This window comes from Bacteroides sp. QWL-09, from assembly GCF_058683585.1.
Genome location: NZ_CM178748.1, coordinates 429354 through 451763 on the forward strand (window position 1 = coordinate 429354; position 22410 = coordinate 451763).

At 36.7% G+C, this 22410-nt stretch carries 17 protein-coding genes; 9 read left to right on the forward strand and 8 right to left on the reverse strand.

Going from position 1 to position 22410, the window contains the following annotated elements; all coding sequences use genetic code 11:
• The first annotated feature begins 174 nt into the window (after positions 1–174).
• On the forward strand, positions 175–1566 hold the full coding sequence (locus AC4PG5_RS01780; protein WP_492029756.1) for a DUF4209 domain-containing protein: 1392 nt from the start codon (positions 175–177) through the stop codon (positions 1564–1566).
• On the opposite strand, the gene AC4PG5_RS01785 is transcribed toward AC4PG5_RS01780, so the two are convergent.
• From AC4PG5_RS01785 to AC4PG5_RS01815, 7 genes are all read right to left on the reverse strand, one after another.
• Complete coding sequence (locus AC4PG5_RS01785; protein WP_492029757.1) at positions 1550–1828, reverse strand: helix-turn-helix transcriptional regulator; 279 nt, start codon at positions 1826–1828, stop codon at positions 1550–1552. The genes AC4PG5_RS01780 and AC4PG5_RS01785 overlap by 17 nt on opposite strands.
• A gap of 12 nt (positions 1829–1840) precedes the next feature.
• Entirely contained in the window at positions 1841–3871 is a 2031-nt protein-coding gene (locus tag AC4PG5_RS01790) for a bifunctional DNA primase/helicase (RefSeq protein ID WP_039419385.1), read from the reverse strand.
• Positions 3834–4193: a helix-turn-helix domain-containing protein gene (locus AC4PG5_RS01795; RefSeq protein ID WP_039419388.1), complete on the reverse strand. Its 360-nt coding sequence runs from the start codon at positions 4191–4193 to the stop codon at positions 3834–3836. The genes AC4PG5_RS01790 and AC4PG5_RS01795 overlap by 38 nt, the downstream gene beginning before the upstream one ends.
• A gap of 291 nt (positions 4194–4484) precedes the next feature.
• Positions 4485–5294 carry a LinF gene (locus AC4PG5_RS01800; protein ID WP_492029758.1) on the reverse strand — a complete coding sequence of 270 codons (810 nt, stop codon included), beginning with the start codon at positions 5292–5294 and terminating at the stop codon, positions 4485–4487.
• Between the two features lie 73 nt (positions 5295–5367).
• The gene (locus tag AC4PG5_RS01805) at positions 5368–6213 is read right to left on the reverse strand and encodes an RteC domain-containing protein (RefSeq protein ID WP_039419389.1); all 846 of its coding nucleotides are present in this window, start codon (positions 6211–6213) and stop codon (positions 5368–5370) included.
• 199 nt (positions 6214–6412) lie between these two features.
• A complete protein-coding gene (abc-f, locus tag AC4PG5_RS01810) occupies positions 6413–8002 on the reverse strand; it encodes a ribosomal protection-like ABC-F family protein (RefSeq protein ID WP_492029759.1) in 1590 nt (529 codons plus the stop codon).
• Positions 8003–8194: 192 nt separating this feature from the next.
• Entirely contained in the window at positions 8195–8725 is a 531-nt protein-coding gene (locus AC4PG5_RS01815; protein ID WP_039419393.1) for a dihydrofolate reductase family protein, read from the reverse strand.
• Between the two features lie 804 nt (positions 8726–9529).
• Here AC4PG5_RS01815 and AC4PG5_RS01820 point away from each other — a divergent pair.
• The 7 genes from AC4PG5_RS01820 to AC4PG5_RS01850 all read left to right on the forward strand — a co-directional run bounded on the left by AC4PG5_RS01820 (position 9530) and on the right by AC4PG5_RS01850 (position 20213).
• Entirely contained in the window at positions 9530–10684 is a 1155-nt protein-coding gene (locus AC4PG5_RS01820; RefSeq protein WP_492028251.1) for an IS256 family transposase, read from the forward strand.
• Between the two features lie 237 nt (positions 10685–10921).
• Positions 10922–11350, forward strand: coding sequence for a cupin domain-containing protein (locus AC4PG5_RS01825; protein ID WP_492029760.1), 429 nt, complete (start codon positions 10922–10924; stop codon positions 11348–11350).
• Between the two features lie 827 nt (positions 11351–12177).
• On the forward strand, positions 12178–15312 hold the full coding sequence (locus tag AC4PG5_RS01830) for a SusC/RagA family TonB-linked outer membrane protein (protein WP_492029761.1): 3135 nt from the start codon (positions 12178–12180) through the stop codon (positions 15310–15312).
• 12 nt (positions 15313–15324) lie between these two features.
• Complete coding sequence (locus AC4PG5_RS01835; RefSeq protein ID WP_492029762.1) at positions 15325–16917, forward strand: SusD/RagB family nutrient-binding outer membrane lipoprotein; 1593 nt, start codon at positions 15325–15327, stop codon at positions 16915–16917.
• A 19-nt stretch (positions 16918–16936) separates the two neighbouring features.
• Positions 16937–18085 carry a glycoside hydrolase family 18 gene (locus AC4PG5_RS01840; protein ID WP_492029763.1) on the forward strand — a complete coding sequence of 383 codons (1149 nt, stop codon included), beginning with the start codon at positions 16937–16939 and terminating at the stop codon, positions 18083–18085.
• 17 nt (positions 18086–18102) lie between these two features.
• Positions 18103–19263: a DUF1735 and LamG domain-containing protein gene (locus AC4PG5_RS01845; RefSeq protein ID WP_492029764.1), complete on the forward strand. Its 1161-nt coding sequence runs from the start codon at positions 18103–18105 to the stop codon at positions 19261–19263.
• 11 nt (positions 19264–19274) lie between these two features.
• Positions 19275–20213 (forward strand): hypothetical protein, encoded by a 939-nt coding sequence (locus AC4PG5_RS01850; protein ID WP_492029765.1) that lies wholly within the window; start codon positions 19275–19277, stop codon positions 20211–20213.
• 284 nt (positions 20214–20497) lie between these two features.
• Here the strand turns inward: AC4PG5_RS01850 and AC4PG5_RS01855 are convergent, their stop codons facing one another.
• Entirely contained in the window at positions 20498–21301 is an 804-nt protein-coding gene (locus tag AC4PG5_RS01855; RefSeq protein WP_492029766.1) for a FadR/GntR family transcriptional regulator, read from the reverse strand.
• A 178-nt stretch (positions 21302–21479) separates the two neighbouring features.
• Here AC4PG5_RS01855 and AC4PG5_RS01860 point away from each other — a divergent pair, with 178 nt between their 5' ends.
• Positions 21480–22397: a dihydrodipicolinate synthase family protein gene (locus tag AC4PG5_RS01860; RefSeq protein ID WP_492029767.1), complete on the forward strand. Its 918-nt coding sequence runs from the start codon at positions 21480–21482 to the stop codon at positions 22395–22397.
• Positions 22398–22410 lie beyond the last annotated feature (13 nt).

Sequence of the window (22410 nt, forward strand, 5' to 3'; positions counted from 1 at the left end):
TAAACAAGAGAAACAAAACATATCAGAATGGAAGTTGGTGAACATACCGACCTGGGTGAATACTGTCCACAAACTCGGCCACCATTAAAACAATGAAGAAAAAATTAATTGCTGAATTGCTGAGAACGGAAGCTTGTTTTATTTCACGAATGGAACAATTCTGAAAACGCAGAAGTGAAATCACGCTGTAGTGATGTTCTTTGTAGATTTGAGAAAGATAAACGTTTCATAAAAGTAATAATATCAAATAATTATCTTGTCGCTTATCAGTTATTTGGTGAGATTGAATTTTTAATCCGCTCAATTACAGTTCGTGATATCAAGATTCTTAATACTGGTGATTTTTTGAAAGATATCTTATCTGCAATTAACGATAAATTTAGTCATCCATTTTGGATTCAGAGAGTTGTTGATTCTATAAAAAAATCATACCCTGTAGAAAAACTTGAAAAATTATGCAATTATATTGAATGTCAAAAAAACAGCTTGATTGACGGTAATTATTCCGAAAAAAGAGAGTATATAAAAGCCCAATACTCACTTAAAGTAATAAGTAAGCAGATGTTTCATAAAGAAATGGCTTTATGTTTTGAAAATGAAGCAGATGCCACTGTGAATAATAAAGAGCCGAATACTTTTTATCCGAATTTAGTTGATATTTACCAAAATGCATATAATGAAATTTTTCAAATTAAAAATCAAGCACCAGAAGAGTTTGAAAGGATAAAAGGTAAGTTGCTACAAGAAAAGTCTGATTTTATGGATATGCTTTCTCTCTGCGGTATTAAAACTCAAATAGAACTTTCTGATGATTTCATTAAAAGTGTAGAAAAATCCGTTTCAAAAATCACTATAGGTAATTTTATTGACACAATTAACCTGATGCTTTCAATTCCTTTCATGACTTCGGAAGGAGTCAGTTCCTATGAAGCAGCAGTGAGAAAGGCAAGCCCTGTGTCTTCTATGTTTGGACACAATCAGTTAGATAAAAAGGGAAATGTCGTAGGCGTAGCAGAGTCAGAGAAGTCATTAAAAACAGAAGCTCATATTTATTTTCGACAAAAAAGGCTGTACGCAATATGGACATATATCAATCTTCATCAATGGTCAAATATAAAATCGGAAGAGGATTTTATCTATTTCTATTTGCAAAAGGAAAAACCAGTATATATAGAAGAAGAAAACTTGATATTTTGGACTAAAGGAATTGCCGCAGGCTTAAATAAAGACTTTATAAGTGCATCTCATATCCTAATGCCATATTTAGAGCATGCTTTGCATAATATTGCTGAAATCACAAAGGGAAACATAACTACTTTAGAGAAAAAACGTCAAGAGGCTCCTTCTTTAGGTGTAATTTTCCCGATGCTTCAAGGCGTGATTGACGAAGAAATACTATATGAAATAGAATCCTTTCTACAAAATGGGATAGATGTCAATTTCAGGAATAATTTGTCTCATGGACTTCTAACTCATTTTGAAATTGAGAAATATGGAATCTATTTGTGGTGGATATGCTTAAAACTGTATTTTGAAGGAAAGAGTATAATTAAAATCGTTCCTTAATCAGTTTGTGCACATCCGAAGCCTTATAGTAACATCTTCCATCATCTAATTTGATGTAAGGTAGAATACCCTTTGCTCGATAGCGTTGAAGTGTGCGAAGGCTGACTTTCAAGAGAAACATCAAATCCTGATTATCTAAAAGTTGTTCACCATCCAAGCAATTACGTTGGGTTGTCAATCGTTCGATTTTCTTATCCGCCATTTCGAACCTGTCCATTATACGTTCCATCCAGGCGATGAATGTTTCTCTATCTATATTCATGACAATAACCGATTAAAAATGACCTTTGATAAAATAACTCTGATTTGAAGGATCTTTGATGATAATTTCCTTCTCCCGCATAAAACGGATATAGCTTTTCGCCGTGCGTTCCTTTACATCCATAATTTGCTGTATCTGTTCGCACAAATCTATATAAGTGATAAATGTTTGTTGGTCGAAAACTTCACGGGTAACGCTTACCAGTTCCTTTTCTTTCCGTTTCTCTTTCTCTTCACGGGGCTTTTCTCCAAGATACAGGTGCATTCCGACTTCTTTGTTCCAAGTGAACTGCATTAACGGAACATCCAAAGGACTGCCTTCACGAACTTTCAGAGCCTTCACGACTGATATAGTCGGATCATTATCCAACTCAATGGAAAGAATCGCAGCCGCTTTACGTTGCAGTTCCGACCCCAAGTGCCCACGAAGCTTTAATCCGTTCGGAACATAGTGCAATACACAAACAATACAGGTCTGATATATTCCAGCCAATCGGTAGAGTTCATCGACAACCCGCAAACTTTCGGCTTCATCATTGGCGGAATGTACCAAATCGGCAATACCATCTATTACAACCAACTGGATACCGCCATATTGATAATGAAACTTATCCATGCTTTGTACAATAGCCTGTAAACGTTCTTTGCGGGACATCCCGGTAAGACAGAAGGCTTTCAACTCTTCCGGCTTTTCTGCTTGTTTTGCCCTCTTTAATAGGTTGGAAACATTCTTAAACAGCTGTACTTCGGACTGTTCTGTATCATACAGCAGAACAGCTTTATTTTGACTGTTTTCGTATACATGGATTCCCAACGTATCTATACGAACATTTTCCGGTTTTATCGACCCAGCCACCAGTGCTGCCACATAGTTGCTTTTCCCAGTTCCTTCACCGCCTGTGATACAAAGGATATTTCCTTGTGTACCCAGTGGTACATCCCCGGCAGATATGATTTCCTGTGCTTTTGCCGGAGGATTATTAAAGTCTATTTCGCACGATTTCAGCATAGTCATAGTATCGCTGTATAGAGTATCTAAAAAATCAAGGAAGAGTTTCAGAAACGATTCACGGTTATTCCCAAGCCTGAAATAATCGGATATATCTTTCTCTTCTTTTGTTCCTGAAAGTGGTAATAGAAGGCGTTTTACGCCGTATTCTGCCAACTGTTTTTTATGTTTGGAAGAACTCTCAAGCCCGGTTTTATCTACATCATAAAGTAGAATGATATGTTTGAACCGGAATGACAGTTTATGAATGATTGTTGCCGGAATGTTTACGGTTTCACTGTTAAAACAGATTGCATGGAAACCCTTAGCTACCAGGGAAAGGACATCCTTTTCCCCGCCGGTAATAAAGACCGTATCGCCTTTGGCGGGCAGTTGTTCAAGTCCGAAACAATAATTATCGCCGATATCTCCGCCATACAGGAATCGTATTTTGGAAGACGGACGGTATAGCTTTATATAGCGTTTGGACTTATAGCCAAATATCGGTTCTGCCGAAGAAGAAGCAATGGAGTACGGCTTGTTATCGGAATTTTCACTTTTGAACTCCCGAACAGAACAAACTTTATATTGTTCCAATAGCTCCGAGTTTATCCCATATTTTTCCCAATACTCTAATTCATTTTGGGTGAATCTTTGTTCCTGGAAACTGTATGGCTTGGTTTTCTTTTCGGGAAGGATGGGTATAGTTGGCTTCGGGATTGATTGGATTGGTATTTCTGTATCTTCCGATAGCCCCAGCGATAAATCACGATTTATGCTTTTCAGGATTTCTACAAAATCAATGGTATTGTTGCAGTTTAATCCTTTCAGTTTACCGACAAAGTAGAAACAATCCCCGCTGTACTCATCATTTCCGAAATCTTTCAGGTTGTATACTCCGTTTTTCCGGTCGAAATATATATTACATGAAGCCTTTTTGTCTTCATATAAAGGATTAAAGAAATTACGCCCGACACGCCATTGACAGGTGATATAATGCTTGAAAACATTCAACCCGTTATTTGTTCTTTCTAAGATTTCTTCTTTCCTTAACATATAGCCTGTGATTTGTTACCAAGTCATTTAGACATTCCGAATTACTTTTAATCAGCCTTTCTTCCAGCATTCGTTTTATCTCGCCGATTTTATAAAAATAGCGTCCTCGAATATTAGAATAAGCAATTGTTCCTGATACCCGAAGTCTTTGCAATGTTTTGTCGCTGATTTTTAAGAATGTACAGACCTCATAACTATCCACCCAGATTTCATCTTCATTTATATTATCCGCTTCTTGCTTATTAAGAACATAATCTGCAATAGCATTAATCTTAGCCTCCAATTCCTTAAAGGCTTTTGATTCAACTGTTATGACATCCATAATTGTAACTTATTGATTTGTTGCAAAGGTCAGAAAGAATAAAATGCTGATTTCACAAGATAAACCCAAGTTGGGTGAGTTTTTTTTAAATAGCCTATATGTTGTTGGTTATGAATGAAATGTGTTTATGGGGTGTTTTACAAGCTATAAAAGGTCTAATTTTGATGAAAATTGGAACGATGTTCTGAGCGTAGTTTAACAGATAAACCCAAGCTGGGTACAACTTGGGTTTATCTGTTTTATCTCTGCTACTATTTATCAGCAGGATGAAATATCAATAATTGTCAATTATTAGGTTTCTTCATTTCTGTGGTTTATTTCAAACGTGTTTTCTATTCTGTAAATAAGTTCTAATTTAGAGGATGACACATTTGTTTTCTTGAATATATCTTTAGATAGGACAAAAGCATTTAAGAGAGCTTTGTTTAGACTTTTTCTTGTGATTATAGGAACAATGGTCTGATATTTATTGTACCAATAAGAAGAAATATCGACTTCCAGTTTTTTTGTTGGACTCTCCCAATGTTTTTCTGATTGTTCATATATCCTTATCAACCACAATGTGTGTTTTTGAATATATTGAAAGATATTATGTAGATGTGCATATTCTCCCCTTTGGAAAAGATTGGATGCAAAAAGTAAATTGTTTATTAATGAATCAGCAAGCCACTCAATTTGAGCTGGAGTATTACGAATTGGTTCATAAGGAGGCTCAATGTCATTTAATACATCTGTAAGTAAACCGTCCTTATCTACTAAATTCATCTTCTCTTTAAACTCAAATGAAGTGTGTCCTTGCCAACTTTTGATTATTGAAATCTCTTTTAATGGCAAAAAATGAAATTCTCCTCTAATGAGATTATCAAATATAACTACATCTGTACCAAATTCATTTACAAACATCAACGCTATTGGATTAACAGAAGATATCCACTTGTATTTATCTATTTGGCAATCATCTCGAAGAAAAATATAAAATTCAATATCCGAAAACTTATCGCCTTCTCCTTTTATAAAAGAACCATACATCAAGACAGCAGAAATAGTACAGTCCTCAATAGATTTTTTCTTAAATTCGTTAATTAAATATAATTGTTTCATATTCAGATTATTAATAAGCAGAAATTATATATTCTGCGTGTTTCTTATTTTATTTAATTCACTCAACTTGAAATCACCTGCTATCTGCATCATTCATTCGTTTATTAAGAGCAACTACCAAACGGTTTAAATAAGTCGTTCTTTCTCCTTTTCGTCCTCTAATCTCCAGAAATATCCGGTAAATATCGCCTAATTCAATATTGAATATTTTTTCAAATACTAAGGCTAAAACTTTCAAGTCAATATTCCCGGAATTGACACTCTGTTCGGCATGAACAGCATAAATTAATTCAACCAGAGCAGATTTTGTGTCTGTCCAAGTATGTTTGGTGTTAGTAAGCGAATTTTTGTCAAAGAGTTCTTCTCTTTGTTTCAATCTTGTCAACTCTGATTCCAGATAGGCTGCCAACATATCATTCGCAAGAAGTTTAGCGACTTTGAAATCGTAATTAGTGGAAAAATTGGGATCTCTTTCAAAATAAAAAGATTCCAAATTTAAACCCATTTCCCGCCGATTCCTTACAAAGTAATATTCATCCAAAATTGTTTTCCCAAGTCGGTAGTATTGAATAAAATCATTGTTTTTGTGGTAAAAGAAGTTAATGTTCTCTTGTTCCTTTTCCAAATATTCTTTGATTGTATCAAAACCACATACAGGCTTGTTTAATTCGATATTGTGTATCTTTTTGTAGTAAATTAATTTGGAGAATAACTTTGGTTTTGTTTCTTTGAAAAAATGGATTTCATCAGAATTAGTTTTGAAGTTTTCACTTAAAACTAAAGACTTCATTTCCACGAATCCTCTCTCTAATATCAGAATTATAGGAGGTACATCACGTATTATATTGGATACTTCCAGTTCCTTTATTTGTATCTGATCTTCTATCTGTTTTGATATATTTTCTATTTTTCTAATCATTTCAGTAGTTTTTAATGATAAGACTATCTCTGTAAATTGTTGATTTTACAGACTAATAACTTAAAAAAGGCATAGAGTATTTAGAACAAGAATGATAAACCCTTGTCAAACACACCCTGTAAATCTCTATCTTAAAAGTAATTAGTGATAGATAATCGAATCTAAATCTACGTTTATACCCATGATCCTTTCAATTTAATTATAGTTGAATACTATTTGTTACTCCTATTTCGTTGATGAAATATTCATCGTGTGAAATAATCAAGACTGTTCCCCGATAATTCTTGATTGTTTCCATCAAAATCGACAAGCTTGATAAATCAAGATTATTTGTAGGCTCATCTAAAACAAAAATGTCAGGAATGTGATTTGATATCATTAAACAACAGAGATAAAGCCGCATACGTTCGCCTCCGCTTAACGTTTGACAATTTTTATTCCACGATTCCAGTGGAAATAAAGCTCGGTTTAATCGGATTTTAATTTCATAGTCTGCCAAATTGTCTTTATTATACTGCTCTGCTAATTCCAATACAGTGAGAGGTTGGTTTACCTGCTCATATTCTTGATCGAGATAGACATACGAAAAATCAGATCTGATAACTTTGCCTTGGATTGGAGATAATTCTCCAAGCAATAATTTCAGAAAAGTTGTTTTACCACAGCCGTTATTCCCTCGAATGTGAATTCGATCACCACTCCTTATTTCAATATCGATAGGAGATTGCCAAAGAAATTTATCTTTCACATATCCGAAATTGAGTTCGTGGGCAGAGATTAGAATTTTCCCGTTATGTAGTTTCGTGTCCTCAAAATCTATTTTCAATTCTGTGTTTTGTAGCTGGCGATCCCGTAATGCAGATAGGCGTTGTCTGGTATTGTCAATAATATTTGAATGCTTTTCTCTCAATTTGGCAGAACTGTTTTCTGCTAAATTACCACGAGCATTCATAACGATTCGAGCAATACCACCTTTTTGTTTGCTTCGTTCACCTTGCGAGGTACGTTTTTCTTGTCGTTCTCGAACTTCCTGTGCTTTTTTTCGAGCTACCCGAAGGGCAGTTTGTTCTGCATCAATTTGCTGTTCTAAAGACCGATCTTCTATCTCTTTTTGTTCTCTGTAAAAATCATAATTCCCTCCATATAGCCTAATTCCTTTTGGAGACAACTCGTATGTTGTATCTAAAAGATTTAACAGGCTAACATCATGACTGACAACTACAACTGTAGTTTTTGTGTTCTGGATGTATTCATATAATATTTTCCGAGCAGACAGGTCAAGATGGTTGGTTGGTTCATCGAGTAAAACAATCTCCGGCTTATACAGAGCCAATCCCGCCAATAGAACTTTCGTTTTTTCTCCTCCGCTTAATAATGAGATAGATGAATCAAGTTCGATGCCTTCTAATCCCCAGTATTCTAAAGCTTGACGACATCTGTTTTCTACCTCCCAATCATCGTTTAGAGTGTCATAGTAAACCTGTTCAGAAGCTCCTCCAAAAATTGCGTTGAGAGCATTTAGTTTTTCTGATACTCCGAGAGCTTCGGCAATAGTCTGCTCTTTGATGTTTATCTGCTGGGGAACATAGTAAGGCTTGGATTCTGTTCGGATATTACCGAAAGAAGGCATAAGTTCTCCTGCCAACAACTTTAGTAGGGTTGATTTTCCTACTCCGTTATTGCCAATAAGAGATACTTTCCCGCCACGTGAAACAGAAAAACTTACAGACTCGAATAGTGTATGTTGATTGAAATAGTGATAAGAAACATCACTGACGATAATACTCATTTTGCAACAATTAATAGTGATTCCAAGGAGGAATCGGATTAAACCGAAGGTATGTAGAACTCTATGGTGTCGGTTTAATTAAAACCAACTATTAATTGTTTATTTTCATAAGAGTATTTTTAAATTCGATTGCAAATGTATGAATAATAGTCGAATAAACCTAACCATTTCTTCAAAATGCTACATACGTGATTATCTCAATAGTCTATAACTCAATTTTATAATGCCGGAAGCGTAGGCAATATTTTCTCTCAATTCCCAATTAGATTCTTTGGGGTTGCTGGGAAACAATGGAATGCCTGAACCTAAAATTACGGGGATGTAGCAGATTTGCATCTCATCAACCAAGCCTGCATTTATGCACATGGTGATTAATTCTCCACCACCAGCTAGCCAAATATCCTGACTGCTTCTATTTTTGAGATCAGATATTCGTTCGATAATATTATCTGTTATAAACTCTATGTTTTCTTTTGTATCTATCGCTTTATGAGATACCACAAAAGTTTTCTTATCCTTGTATGGCCATAAAATATCCATGCATGATAATTCATGATAAGTTCTTCCTCCCATGATAACAGTATCTACAGAAGTTAGCATTTCATTATACCCATAGTCTTCTTTTGTGGGGTTTGGAAATTCGGTTAGCCAATCTAAATCTCCGTCAGGTCGAGCGATGTATCCATCGAGTGAAGCGGCAATGTAAACTTTAATCTTTCCCATGTTTCTTGATTTTAGTGTTTATACTGTTGCTCGCTGTACCTCAAAAGAAAAAGCGTGGAACTCACACTATTCCACCACGAGGTACTGGCATACCCACAGACGAAACAGGCAAGCCCACGCCATACTTTCGTATAGTATGAACATTGCGACTGTTGTCTCGTCTGTATGAAAAGTGCCAGTTTTCGTGGTGAGACGTTCAGCGAACGTTATGTTATATAAAACGGACGAATCCGTAAAAAATCTATTTACCTGATGCAAAGATAGTGATTTCGTTCAGAATACGAGTAAGCAAGGAGTATGAGTTTTAAACTTATTAATAGCAAGAGATTACATTAATGACATAAAATACTGCATTTTTTCAAAACAAGTCAGAAACAAGTGCAAGGTGCAAGTATCTATATATAGATAGACTTGCACCTTGCACCTGAGCTAAGTTATTCTTATTCAGAATGATTGTTTATTAAGAAATATGTTGTATCTTTGAACCCAAGATATATGCAGACAAGCATAGGTCAAAGGTGGACAATTAGGTGTTAAATTTTGTGCCTAAATCGTTACCGATAACAAGTTTGGAAAAATAAAAGCATTGACTTTTAAGCATATAAGAGGAAAGGTTCACCGACCTTTCTCTCCGCTGAAATTCAAAGTTAAAGCTCGTAAAATCTAGGTTTTGCGAGCTTTTTTTATAATCTGCAAATTGCTGTAGGAAAATAAGGTTATACCGAGATTTTTGGATAGCGTTTTAAAAAGTGTGTAAATCCCAATATTTCTTAGATTTGTATTGTAACCTAAAATGAAAGAGAAATGGAATTTACACAAGAACAAATGTCTGAAATTATTTCTTCACTTACAAATGGTAAAGAAGGATTTCAGGAATTAATCCGTTTAGGGATGGAATCATTAATGAAATCAGAGCGTAAGATTTATAATTCTCAGACTGATGATGTGAGTAATGGCTATCGTGATCGTCGAGTATGTCATGGCGGTCAAATGTTTGAGATTCGCGTTCCTCGGAGTCGTGAGAGCAACTTTTATCCTGTTTTATTAGGGGTACTTAAAGATCAAGAAGCTGAAGTTCAGCGCTTAATTTGTAGTTTATACGCTCAAGGCTTGACCACCAAGCAAGTTGGTGATATCTCTGAGGAATTTTACGGTAAGCATTATAGTAAGAGTCAAGTAAGCCGGCTCCTTGATACGGCACGTGGAGATGTTTCTGCGTGGCTGAACCGTAGATTAGATGCACGTTATCCAATCGTTTATATTGATGCTACGTATGTTGCCACCAGGCGCAATGACTCGGTTTCAAATGAAGCATACTACGTAATATTAGGAGTAAAAGAAGATAGAACTCGTGAGGTCTTATCAATTGTGAATTTCCCAACCGAAAGTGCTTCCAACTGGCTTGATATATTCGATGATATAAAAGAAAGAGGAGTTAGTGAGATTAATTTATTTGTATGCGATGGCTTATCTAGTATTGAAAATTCTATCGCACATGCATTTCCTGGTGCAGATATCCAATTGTGCACGGTGCATTTAAAGAGGAATATATTGGGGAAAATTAAACCTCGAGATAAAAAAATAATTGCGGCTGAAATGCAGATAGTATTTAGGCCAGATCAAGATTTGGTCACCCCTGAAAGCTCACATAAACAATTCCTAGATTTTATAGATAAATGGGTGAAGAGTTACCCCATGCTTAAAAGGTATAAACATGAAAGGTACAAATTCTATTTCACTTATTTCAAATATGAGAGAGAAATAAGAGGTATGATATATACAACCAATTGGATTGAACGACTCAATAAGGATTTTAAAAGAGTGCTGAAAATGCGTGGCGCGATGCCAAACTATGATTCTGTGATATTATTGCTTGGCAATGTGGCTATGAATAAAGATGTATTTAAATATCCAATTTACAACTTTCTTGAATCAAAGCTTTTTATCAAAACAGAATAATTATATTTTTGAGAAATATTTATGCCTAAGAAATAAAACATACACACTTTTCTGAACATTACCCTTGAAATAGCACTGCACCCCAAAAGTAATGATCGTTCAACTCAATAGCTGGAAAATCTGTCGGTGGCTTTGATTAACCGGAAATATTTGTCTTCTTTGTCAGATGTCATGATGAAAGGGAATCTTGATGAGCGTTGAAATAACTTGATTATTAATCCATGTAAAACTATATTTATGAGAAAACTATTTATTGCATTTTCTATAGCTTTAGCTGCATGTACTTCGTTTGTATATGCTAATCCAAAAGACAAGGACGTTACGAAGAAAACTCGAAGTGAAACTTTTATTCATGGCGATAAAATAGAGTGGGAACCAGCCGGAGAAGGTGTAAGACGGCAGATATTGGGTTATGACGGACAAGTGATGCTCGTGAAAATTAAATTTGAGAAAGGAGCCGTTGGGGCTGCTCACGTACATTATCACACACAAACAACATACGTGGTGAGTGGTAAATTTGAATTTACAATTGGTGGTGAAAAGAAGATTGTATCGGCAGGTGATGGGTTGTATATGGAGCCAGATATTCTTCATGGTTGTGTCTGTCTTGAGCCTGGAATTCTTATTGACTGCTTTGCGCCTATGAGAGCCGATTTCCTTAAGTAGTAACGTTCGCTTTGATAACCTGTTGTCAGTAAAGTATCTAATTTGAATAGGGGTTAATTAGAACTTGAAAAACTTGTTCTGTCTCTTTGTTAAAAATATAAGCTTGCGAAATTTAGGTTTTGCAAGCTTTTTTTATGATCCGTATGTCTCCAAAATAAATTCCTTGCTTGGAGATGATTGGTAAACAGATCTTTATAAATATCTGATATGTGTTGGTGTATGTAAGATACAAATATCTAATTTAAGTTTTTTCTTGTGGTGTAATTGTTTGTATGGTTTAATTTGTTATGTTGTGTTATTTTGGTTTTTTGTGTTTGACCGTTTTTTGAATAAGCTGTGCTTTGGTTTATGACTCTTCTCTTTTCTTCTATGTAGTATAATAAGAATATTATCTCTGGTAATTTTGATTTGTGCTAAAATTTCTCTTTAACGTTGTTTATGTAGTATTTAATAATTGCATTTTCTTTGTTTGTTTGCGTATTTTGAAATAAAATACAAAATAAGTATTGCATAATAGAAATAAGTATTTATATTTGCCCAATATATATTCATAGATATTATTTATGTAATACATTAATTGGTTTTTTAATGTATTATTTATTTTATTTTTTTTCAACTTGTAAGGTCGTAAATATCTATATGAGATGTGCCCTTTTGTTGGTGAAAAATTAAATAACTTAAGTTTTTATTCATGTCTTATCGGGCGTTAATCATCTTTTATAGATATATAATGTCATGATTGATAAAAATTTAATGTGTGATATTTATGAATTTAAATAGGCAAGTGAAACTTGCGAGAATTATATTATTAACTTAATTTCTAATCTATGCATTTTAATCGAGTGAGAGTATTTCTCTATCTCTTTCTAGGTGGAATGGTTGCTGCCCCTTCGCTTTTGGCGGCTACCTCTATGAAGAGTCACAAAATGCATCAGGCTACTGTTGATGCTGTGTTTTCTACTGTATCCTCAGTTCATGATGTAAACAGAATGCCGACGAAAAAACAAGTGTCGGGAGTTGTTAAGGATGCCAAAGGTGAATTCCTTATTGGTGTAAGTGTTCTTGTCAAAGGGAGTGCAATCGGTACAGTTACCAATTACGATGGCAAATTTACGATTCAAGTATCGAAGGGTGAAACTCTTGAGTTCTCCTATATTGGCTATGCTGCTCAGTCGGTAGTAGTGGGCGATGGCAATATTATTAATATTCTTCTTCAAGAGGATTCTCAGGCTTTGGACGAGGTTGTCGTAACAGCTTTAGGTATTAAACGTGCTGAAAAAGCATTAAGCTATAATGTTCAGAAAGTGGATAATAAAGAGCTTACATCTGTTAAAGACATCAATTTTGTGAACTCGCTAAATGGTAAAGTGGCAGGGGTTAATATCAACACTTCTTCTGCAGGTGTTGGTGGTGCTACACGTGTTGTAATGCGTGGTGTAAAATCAATCACAGGAGGTAACGGTGTACTTTACGTTGTTGATGGTGTGCCCATGAATAATATTAGCGGCGGGGACATTGGTGACATTAAGTATGCTAAACAACCATCAGGAGAGGGCATTGCTGATATCAATCCTGATGATATTGAGAGCATATCTGTGCTAACTGGTCCTTCAGCTGCTGCACTTTATGGTTCGGCTGCTGCTAATGGGGTTATCCTTATCAATACTAAAAAAGGGGTAGAAGGTAAGATGAAAGTTAGCTTCTCATCCAGCGTTGATTTCTCCCGTTCATTCATAAAGCCAGAGTTTCAAAACATTTATGGCAATGTTAAAGGTGAGTTTGAGAGTTGGGGGCAGAAACTGGCAACTCCATCTTCTTTTGATCCCATGGATTTTTTCCAAACGGGTCACAATGTGATGAACTCTTTATCATTAACGACAGGTACGAAACAAAATCAAACATTCGTATCAGTAGCGACGACTAATTCAAAAGGTATTATTTCAAATAACACTTACGACCGTTATAATTTTACTGTTCGCAATACGGCAAATTTCTTGGATGACCGACTTCATTTGGATATTAATGGTAATTATATTATCCAAAAGTCCCAGAATATGTATCGTTCGGGCGAATATTATAATCCTATTCCTGCTGTATATCTTTTCCCAAGAGGTGAGAGTTGGGATGCTGTGAAGCTTTACAAACGTTACGATGCGACTCGTAAGTTTCCTTTACAGTATTGGCCTTATGGAGATAATGGCATGCAGATGCAAAATCCGTTTTTTATTGTAAATGATATGATGACCCCTAGTGAACGTAAACGTTATATGTTTATGGCTAGCTTGAAATATGATATCTTTGATTGGTTGAATATTGCCGGCCGTGTACGTGTTGATAATACCAATACAGAGAGTGAAACACGCTATCACGCATCGGGGCAAGGAATCCTTTATGCCAATACACACGGTAATGGTATGTATGGCCATTCGCAAGCCTCTGCACAACAGAGTTATATGGATGCCATTTTGAGCTTGAACAAGACTTTTGGCGACTTTAACCTTACTGGTAATTTTGGTGTCAGCTTGGAAGATTTTAATACGAGTTCAGTGGGCTTTTTCGGACCCATCTTGAAGGTGCCTAATATCTTCTCATCAGATGCTCTTGATCCACAATATAACCACGGTGGTGACACTTCATTCCGTAAACGTAGTACGGCTGTTTTTGGTAGCACTGAGTTGGGATGGAAGAGTATGATTTATTTAACTCTAACTGGACGTAATGACTTTAGCTCGCTCTTGGTGAATGCTAAAGAACCTTCGTTCTTTTACCCATCAATAGGTCTTTCCGGAGTTATCTCTGAAATGGTGAATCTTCCTAAATGGGTGACTTATATGAAAATGCGTGGTTCGTATACAGAGGTCGGTTCTCCTATTCCTGATAGATACAGAGGTATGACACGTGGAACCGTAACTCTTCCCATGTTGAATGGATTGCCTGGAGCTAAAACGGTGAAACCTTTCTATGATTTCAAGGCTGAACGTACACGTTCTTATGAAGCAGGATTGAATCTTCGCTTGTTTAAGAATAAATTGAATTTCGATTTTACTTATTATTTGTCGAATACTTATAATCAGACTTTTTTGAATTCCCTTCCTGCCTCTGCTCCTTATTCAGCTTTCATTATTCAAGCTGGTAATATTCAGAATTACGGGTTCGAGATGACCTTGGGCTATCACGATAAGATTGGTTCAATCGATTTCTCTTCCAATCTTACTTATTCTCGCAATGTGAATGAAGTAAAAGAATTGGTACACGATTATCCAACAGGTGATGGTGACAAGACTATTTCATTTAAAGAGACTAGTGCCGGTGGTGGTTATATCCGAGAGGGTGATGCCATTGGTGATGTTTATATTACAAAGATTCTTAAACGTGATAGTCAAGGAAATGTTTTTGTTGATTCAGAAGGAAATATTCACACAATGGTTCTTCCTAATGGTGAACGTTTGAAGTTAGGCTCTGTAAATCCTGATTTTACTATGGGCTGGAGAAATGATGTGTCTTATAAGAATTTCTCTCTTTCATTCTTGATCAATGCACGTGTTGGGGGTATTGTTACTTCTACTACACAAGCATTAATGGATCAGTATGGTGTGTCAAAAGCTTCTGCTCAAGCACGTGATAATGGTGGGGTAGTCGTGAAAGGCGGTAAGGTGATAGATGCTCGTAAATACTATTCTGTTGTGGGTGGTGAACAACTTGCAGCCTATTATTACTATAGTGCAACTAACGTACGTTTGCAAGAATTGAGTTTGGGCTATAAACTCCCTAGAAAACTCTTTGGAACACAAATACCAGATGTTTCCTTATCGCTCATTGGCCGTAACTTATGGATGATCTACAACAAAGCTCCATTTGATCCTGAGTTGACTGCTACTACAGGTACTTATGGACAGGGTGGGGAATACTTTGGTGCACCTAGTTTGCGCAATGTCGGATTTAGTGTGAAAATACAATTCTAATTGATTACGAAAATGAAAAAGCAATTATCAAAATATATCGCATGGGTAACTGTTGGCATGATTGGTTTAAACTCATGCCAGACAGACTTTGAGAAAATAAATACAGACTTTCGCCATCCAACTGAACAAGATTTGGTGATGGATGGATTGAAAGTTGGTGGATTCTATAGCTCATTGCAAGAGACCATCTTTCCTGTAGGAAGTTCAGGGACGGGATATGTAAATGACTATCAAATTCCTTATACACTTGCTGGTGCTTGTTGGATGGGTTATATGGTCCCTCCACAAAACAAATGGGTCGGTAAAGGATTTCCTTCATACGCTCTGAAAGCATGGAGTGACTATACGCTCGACGTTATGTATAAGCGTACATTCTCGAGCTGGCTCAACTTGAAGGAGCAGGCTGATGGTGATGTAGAAGTGGAGGCTTTGCTGAATATAATTAAAGTGGTAAGTATTCACAAGGCTACGGATACCTTCGGACCTATTCCTTATACGAATTCAAGTAAGGAAAACATGCTACAAGCTAGTTATGACTCGCAGGAAATAGTCTATCGTACCATGCTGAAGGAACTGGATGACGCTGTTCAGGTCTTAGGAAAAGTAAACTATTCCATTTTACCAAAGTTTGACATTATCTATGAAGGCAATGTACAGAAATGGGTGAAATTGGCTAATTCAATGATGTTGCGTCTGGCTATGCGTACCGCATATGCTGATGAAGCATTGGCAAAAGAATATGCTGAGAAAGCAATTTCTAATCCGGGAGGAGTAATGGTTTCTGTTGATGATGTGGCACAACTTTCACAGGGTGCCGGTATCGTACTTAAAAACCCTTTGACCATTATCAACGGTGCATATAATGATTTGCGTATGGGGGCAGAAATTTATTCCTATATGGTCGGCTATAATGACCCTCGTACCGTTAAATACTTCAAAGAAGCGGAGAACGATGGCGATAAAGGATTTTTCCCTGTGTTTAAGAGCTTAAATAAGGTCGATAACTATCTCGATAAAGCAAAGTTCTCGGTTCTAAATGTAGAAGATGCCACTCCGGTTTATATCATGAAGGCATCTGAAGTGGCTTTCTTGCGTGCTGAGGGAGCTCTTCGTGGATGGAGTATGGGTGGAACAGCTGAGGAATTCTATAATAAAGGCATTGCTCTGTCGTTTGCAGAGAATGGATTGGGTGATGCTGCCGCTAAGATGTACGCAGATAATGGTATAAATGTTCCGGCTAAATTTGTAGATCCATCAAATTCTGCTAATAATCAAGGGGCTGTTAGTGATGTCACGATAAAGTGGACGAATGACAATTTTGAGAAATCATTGGAGAGGATTATTACTCAGAAATATATTGCTCTTTATCCTGATGGACAAGAGGCATGGAGCGAGTACCGTCGTACAGGATATCCTCATATTTTCCCTGCTAAGTTTGTGCGTACAGATGCAGAAGTGAGTGGTGTTACCGGTCCTACGCGTATTGTTTATTCTAACAAAGAGTATACTGACAACTTGGATAATATCAAGAAAGCGGTAGAGATGTTGGGTGGCCCTGACAATGGTAATACTCGTTTGTGGTGGGATAAGAAATCCAATAAATAATCTTTAATTTATAAAATCAATGAAACGCAAAAATATATTTTCAACGCTACTGATTGGTGCAGTAGCATGCTTCCAAGTCGCTTGTTCCGACTGGATAGAGGTGGAGCATCAAGATATTGATAAGGTTCTGGAGCATTCTGACCGTGCAATGGCAGAGGCTAATGAGAAATATCACGAGAATCTGAGAGCTTATAAGCAGACGGATCACTCATTGACTTTTGGGTGGTTTGCTGCATGGGCGGCAGATGGACCTGGATCTACCTTTTTATCACAACTGCCTGATAGCACCGATTTGGTTGCATTGTGGGGAGAAAGTCTCTGGGCACATCCAACAAAAGCGATGTTAGAAGATTTGAAGTATGCACAAGAAGTGAAAGGGCTAAGAGTGGTTACCGCTTGTCTGCTGTTCGATATCGGTAAGGGACTAACTCCTCCGGTTCCAGATGATTATGGAGAGAAGCATCCGGATATTCCTCAGTCCAGACATTGGGAAACATGGAATAAGAGTTATTGGGGATGGGAAGATGGCAATGAAGAAGCTATTTTGAAATCTATTGAAACTTATGCCAATGCGCTTTGTGATACCATTTTCAAATTCGGATATGATGGGTTCGATCTTGATGCTGAGCCTAGTTATGCACAGCCTTTCCCCACAAATAAGGAGATGTGGAGACCGGCCTCACGGATGTATCACTTCTTCGAGACCATGGCAAAACGTATTGGACCTATGGCGGAAACCGAAGAAGGGCGTAAAAAACTGCTGATTGTGGATGGTGAGCCCGATTGGTTCCCAGCTAAGTATGGCACTTATATGAATTACTACATTTTCCAAACTTATGGAACAAGTAGCAATGCCCGTTTGGATAACAAACTTCAGAGTCTGATTAATCATTTCTCAGGAGTCGTTTCTGCAGAAGAAGTGGCTAATAAGATGATTGTTACAGAAGAATTTGAGAAGTATGCAGGAACTGGTGGCGTTAGATTTTATACTCCTGATGGTCGTGTTGTTCCTTCTTATCTTGGATTTGCTGAGTGGGAACCTTTTGGTGGAAAATATCGTAAGGGAGGTATCGGTTGTTATCATATGCAACGAGACTTTGCTAATACGACTCGGGTGTACGATTATTTAAGAAAAGGCATTCAGATTATGAATCCTGCAGTGAAATAAATAAAAGACTTACAACAATGAAGAAAATATTTAAATATATCCTTATGGGAGTCCTTCCGCTAACGGCTTTTAGTTGCAGTAGCGTGGATGTTGACGACGTAAACACTCACAGTGATCTTCCTAATGCAATCTATATGGAAGGGGTTTTGAGATCTCCTGCAAAACGATTGACGGTCGATGAGAATGGTGTGGAAACAACCTTTGCTGCACGTGCGGCAAATCTTGTTAGTAAAGATATTGATGTTACATTCTCAGTTGATACTGCCATTCTACGCAAATTCAATGCAGAATATGGCAAGAATTATAAGCTTTTGCCTGCAGAGTTCTATACCATAGAGCGTAATTCTGATGTTATCAAAGCTGGCAACTTCTCAACGGGCCCTATTAAATTGACAATTAAAAAGGAAACGTTAGAGGCCGATCCTATGACACGGTTTGCCATTGCGTTGAAAATATCAAGTAATAGCGGTATGAAGCTTCTGGAAGAGAATTCATATCAGATTTTCGTCATCGACCGCTTGTTCGCAACCACAGCTATGTATCAGAGAGGATTCTATATGCGCTATCTAATTGACAGAACAAAAGATTGGTCAGCATCTCCTGCGTATAAAGAATGGACTTTTCACTATGGTATGAAATTGGATCGTCTGATAGATAATCAACAGCCTCCTTGCGGACGCTTTTATTCACGCATTACTTCGAATGGACGTCTTCAATATAAAGCAGGTGGCTCCGATGATCCGGCGGCATTTTCTAAGCAATTGCTGAAAACCAATACGTGGTATCACATTACATTTGTTTATAAAAATCAACACGTCAAAATGTATATTAATGGTCTTCTTGAGAGTGAGTTTGATGTGCTTAACAACGATTCTTGGCCAAGAATTCAAGATAGCTGGGGTAATTTTAGTGGATGTATGAGAGATATCCGTCTTTACGATTGTGCACAGACTCCAGATCAAGTGATGGAGACGCTCTATGTGGAAGATCCAACGAACCCCAATCTCGTAGTATATGCACCTTTGGATAAAGAGAATGGAACCAAATGTGTTGTCAGCAAATTTAATGATCCGGATGGAAAACCTGTAGAGTTTGAAGTGTTAACTTCAGGATCAAATGATCCTTATGATGTAAACAATATCAAGTGGACTTCTACTATCTTCTTCCCTGAAAAATAAGAATTAAGATTATGAAAAAGAATATATTATTATTTATGGTCTCTGTCTGCACAATGTTGTTTGTGTCGTGTAGTCAAGATCTCGATTATAAAGGCGAATATGATGTTAAGAGCTACTTTAATGGCTCTGATCCTCGTCAAAACCTACTGTCGTTCGATCGTACTGATGCAAGGATTGTTATCCCGTTTATCGGTGAAACGTGCGTGGCTACTGAGGTGGAAGGCAAAGTGGTGATTACGGCGACTCGCATGGTGGCAAAAAATGAAAGATTTAGTCTTGAAGTGGTAAAATCAACAGATGAAGTTTTAGCGAATTATAAGGATGCCAATTTCGTAACTCCCGATAAAGTGATTTTCGACGAAGCCAGTGAAAGGATTGCTGAGGGGGGAGTGAATGGAACTACGACCTATAACGTGAAGCTCGAAGGTCTGAATATTGGTGATATACTTCCCATTCGTATTTTTAGTGTAGATGGTAGCTCTTTAATGCCGTCATCCAATAGAAGTTTGCAGTTCTGTCATTTCTCAGATCAGCAGGTTCTAACTCTGAATCAGCAGATTTTTGAGAAATCAATTCTTCTAACCTCCACTGAAACGCAAGTGGTAGGAGGGGCTAATATCCACCTGAATGTGCTTTGTTCTTCACTCATTAATGTTGGTTATACTGTGAATATCATTCGTGATGACAAAGTAGCTGCTGATTATCCTGGACGATTAAGAGCGTATAAAATAGCGCCAGATGGAATGTTTCCTCAGTTTAAAGCTCAGTCGTTGGATCATGTGAATAATGTCGATTTTTCATTCGATCTGATTGATTTGGCCTCTATAAAAGAGTCGGTGAAATATGTTCTGCCAATGCGAGTACAAGTACTTGATAAGAACGGAAATGAAGTCGCTCTGTTGAAAAATAAGGGAGACCTTTTGGTTCAGCTCGATTTCAGAAAATCATAATCGAACCGATGAATGGATTGCAACGGTTTAGAGAGAATCCATAAAACTCGAAAACAGTTGCTGCTTATAAGCTGATCTCATCGTTTATTAATGAGAAATAATAAACTATGAGATCAGTGTATCTAAAAAAAGAGTGCAAGATGTAACTTACTGGTCTCTTTGTATGTACATCTTGCACTAATATTTAAATGATAGGCTGTTTTATACACAACGATATCATGAGTTCTCTATCATCAGATTCAGTCGTTTCTAAAGATTTAAGAATGGCTTATAGGCGCCATCGACTAGTGATTATCTATTCGTTTTTCGTTCTTTTGCAAGCCTCCGACAAAATGAGAGATGTTGTCATAATAGGTTTGTAGATACTCATCTCGATTTGAAAACTGATAGGTGAGATGCAATCGCATTGCCGAACGAAATGCTTCTGGATTTCCTTTGTCTAATATGCGATAAAGACTCCTATGAGTTATAATCTCCATTGATCTCCAGTTTTCAGGTCTTTGGTGTGGGTAAAACATAAACGTTTTTCCAAGTAGATTTTGGAAGTTCGATAAGCTTCTGCTATTTGCCATTTTGTACAGTATAGAGTGAAATTCAATATCGATTTCCACTAATCTTTGTGAATCTTCGCAATGTTCTTCTTCCTCTACTAGTTTCCAAAGTTTGGCCATGTTTGCTTCGTCTTTTCTCTCAAAAACGAAATCAGCTAACCCGATCTCTAACATTAATCTCAATTCATACAGATCTTTAACCGTGCTTTCACTCAGTGCTCCTGAGCTAATAATAACTTCGATGACATCAAAAGGTTTGGGCGAAAGAAGTATTGTTCCTTTTTTCTTCTTGGTTTCTACAAATCCTAAGCTTCTTAAGCTACTTAACGCCTCTCTAACGACTACTCGGCTTACTCCCAGAAAATCTGCTAGTTCGTTCTCTTTGGGTAAGGTGTCATTTACTTTCAAACCTTCATTATTGATGTAGTTCAAAATTTGTTGTTGTGTCGTTTCAACAAGTGTAAATTCCTTTTTTTCTAAATCATCTGCACTTTGGCTCATTACTTTGTTTTTCTTATTATGTATTACATTAAACAAAGATAATATTATCGTTTTTATCCGCACAATAATTCTTAATTAATTTTATATGTAGTATATAATTTGGTTTGTTTTTCAATTTTAGTGTTAATATACGCTATAAAAATCTATATATGTATTGCATAATGAGATATAAGTTTTTATATTTGTTCCATATATATGCATAATAACGAATAATATGGAAAAACTAATTGGTTTGATTAATGCTCCATTTACTCCATTTGACTCCAATAATGAAGTAAACTACGCTCCAATAGATAAATATGTTGAACTATTGGTCAACAATGGAATAAAAGGTGTTTTCATTAATGGATCATCGGGAGAAGGGTATCTTCTTACAGACAAAGAGCGGATGCTACTTGCCGAGAAATGGATAACAGTTGCTCCGAAAAACTTTAAAGTAATAGTACATGTAGGGAGTACTTGTGTGGAATCATCAAGAATGCTTGCTGCTCATGCACAAAGCCATGGCGCTTATGCTATTGGAGCGATGGCCCCTCCATTTCCTAAAATAGGAAGAATAGAGGAACTCGTCAAATACTGTGAAGAAATAGCATCTGCAGCTCCCGATCTTCCATTCTATTTTTATCATATTCCTGCTTTTAATGGAGCTTTTCTCTCCATGGTTGAATTTCTAAAAGCGGTCGATGGACGTATCCCTAATTTCGCAGGTATTAAATATACCTATGAAAGTCTTTACGAATACAATCAATGTCGATTATACAAAAATGGAAAATTCGACATGTTGCATGGTCAGGATGAAACGATACTAGCATCTTTGGCTCTTGGTGGAGCGCAAGGTGGGATCGGAGGTACGACCAATTACAATGGAAAAGCTCTTACGCAAATTATTGAGGCATGGAACGCTGGCGATCTGGAAAAGGCACGAGAATTGCAAAACTTTGCGCAGGAGGTTATTAATATCATCTGTCATTATCGAGGCAATATCGTAGGTGGTAAGCGCATCATGAAACTCATTGGTTTGGATTTAGGAAAGAACCGTACTCCTTTCCAAAATATGACAGACGACGAAGAAATGGCTATGAAAAAAGAACTGGAAAGCATCAATTTCTTTAATAGATGCAATCAGTTCTAAAAACAATAATAAT

Bases quoted from the DNA above. Each gene is read 5' to 3' on its own strand.
- AC4PG5_RS01845 (WP_492029764.1), top strand. From the start codon at position 18,103: ATGAAGAAAATATTTAAATATATCCTTATGGGAGTCCTTCCGCTAACG.
- AC4PG5_RS01830 (WP_492029761.1), top strand. From the start codon at position 12,178: ATGCATTTTAATCGAGTGAGAGTATTTCTCTATCTCTTTCTAGGTGGA.
- AC4PG5_RS01795 (WP_039419388.1), bottom strand. From the start codon at position 4,193: ATGGATGTCATAACAGTTGAATCAAAAGCCTTTAAGGAATTGGAGGCT.
- abc-f (WP_492029759.1), bottom strand. From the start codon at position 8,002: ATGAGTATTATCGTCAGTGATGTTTCTTATCACTATTTCAATCAACAT.
- AC4PG5_RS01835 (WP_492029762.1), top strand. From the start codon at position 15,325: ATGAAAAAGCAATTATCAAAATATATCGCATGGGTAACTGTTGGCATG.
- AC4PG5_RS01790 (WP_039419385.1), bottom strand. From the start codon at position 3,871: ATGTTAAGGAAAGAAGAAATCTTAGAAAGAACAAATAACGGGTTGAAT.
- AC4PG5_RS01800 (WP_492029758.1), bottom strand. From the start codon at position 5,294: ATGAAACAATTATATTTAATTAACGAATTTAAGAAAAAATCTATTGAG.
- AC4PG5_RS01815 (WP_039419393.1), bottom strand. From the start codon at position 8,725: ATGGGAAAGATTAAAGTTTACATTGCCGCTTCACTCGATGGATACATC.
- AC4PG5_RS01850 (WP_492029765.1), top strand. From the start codon at position 19,275: ATGAAAAAGAATATATTATTATTTATGGTCTCTGTCTGCACAATGTTG.
- AC4PG5_RS01805 (WP_039419389.1), bottom strand. From the start codon at position 6,213: ATGATTAGAAAAATAGAAAATATATCAAAACAGATAGAAGATCAGATA.
- AC4PG5_RS01825 (WP_492029760.1), top strand. From the start codon at position 10,922: ATGAGAAAACTATTTATTGCATTTTCTATAGCTTTAGCTGCATGTACT.
- AC4PG5_RS01860 (WP_492029767.1), top strand. From the start codon at position 21,480: ATGGAAAAACTAATTGGTTTGATTAATGCTCCATTTACTCCATTTGAC.
- AC4PG5_RS01820 (WP_492028251.1), top strand. From the start codon at position 9,530: ATGGAATTTACACAAGAACAAATGTCTGAAATTATTTCTTCACTTACA.
- AC4PG5_RS01840 (WP_492029763.1), top strand. From the start codon at position 16,937: ATGAAACGCAAAAATATATTTTCAACGCTACTGATTGGTGCAGTAGCA.
- AC4PG5_RS01785 (WP_492029757.1), bottom strand. From the start codon at position 1,828: ATGAATATAGATAGAGAAACATTCATCGCCTGGATGGAACGTATAATG.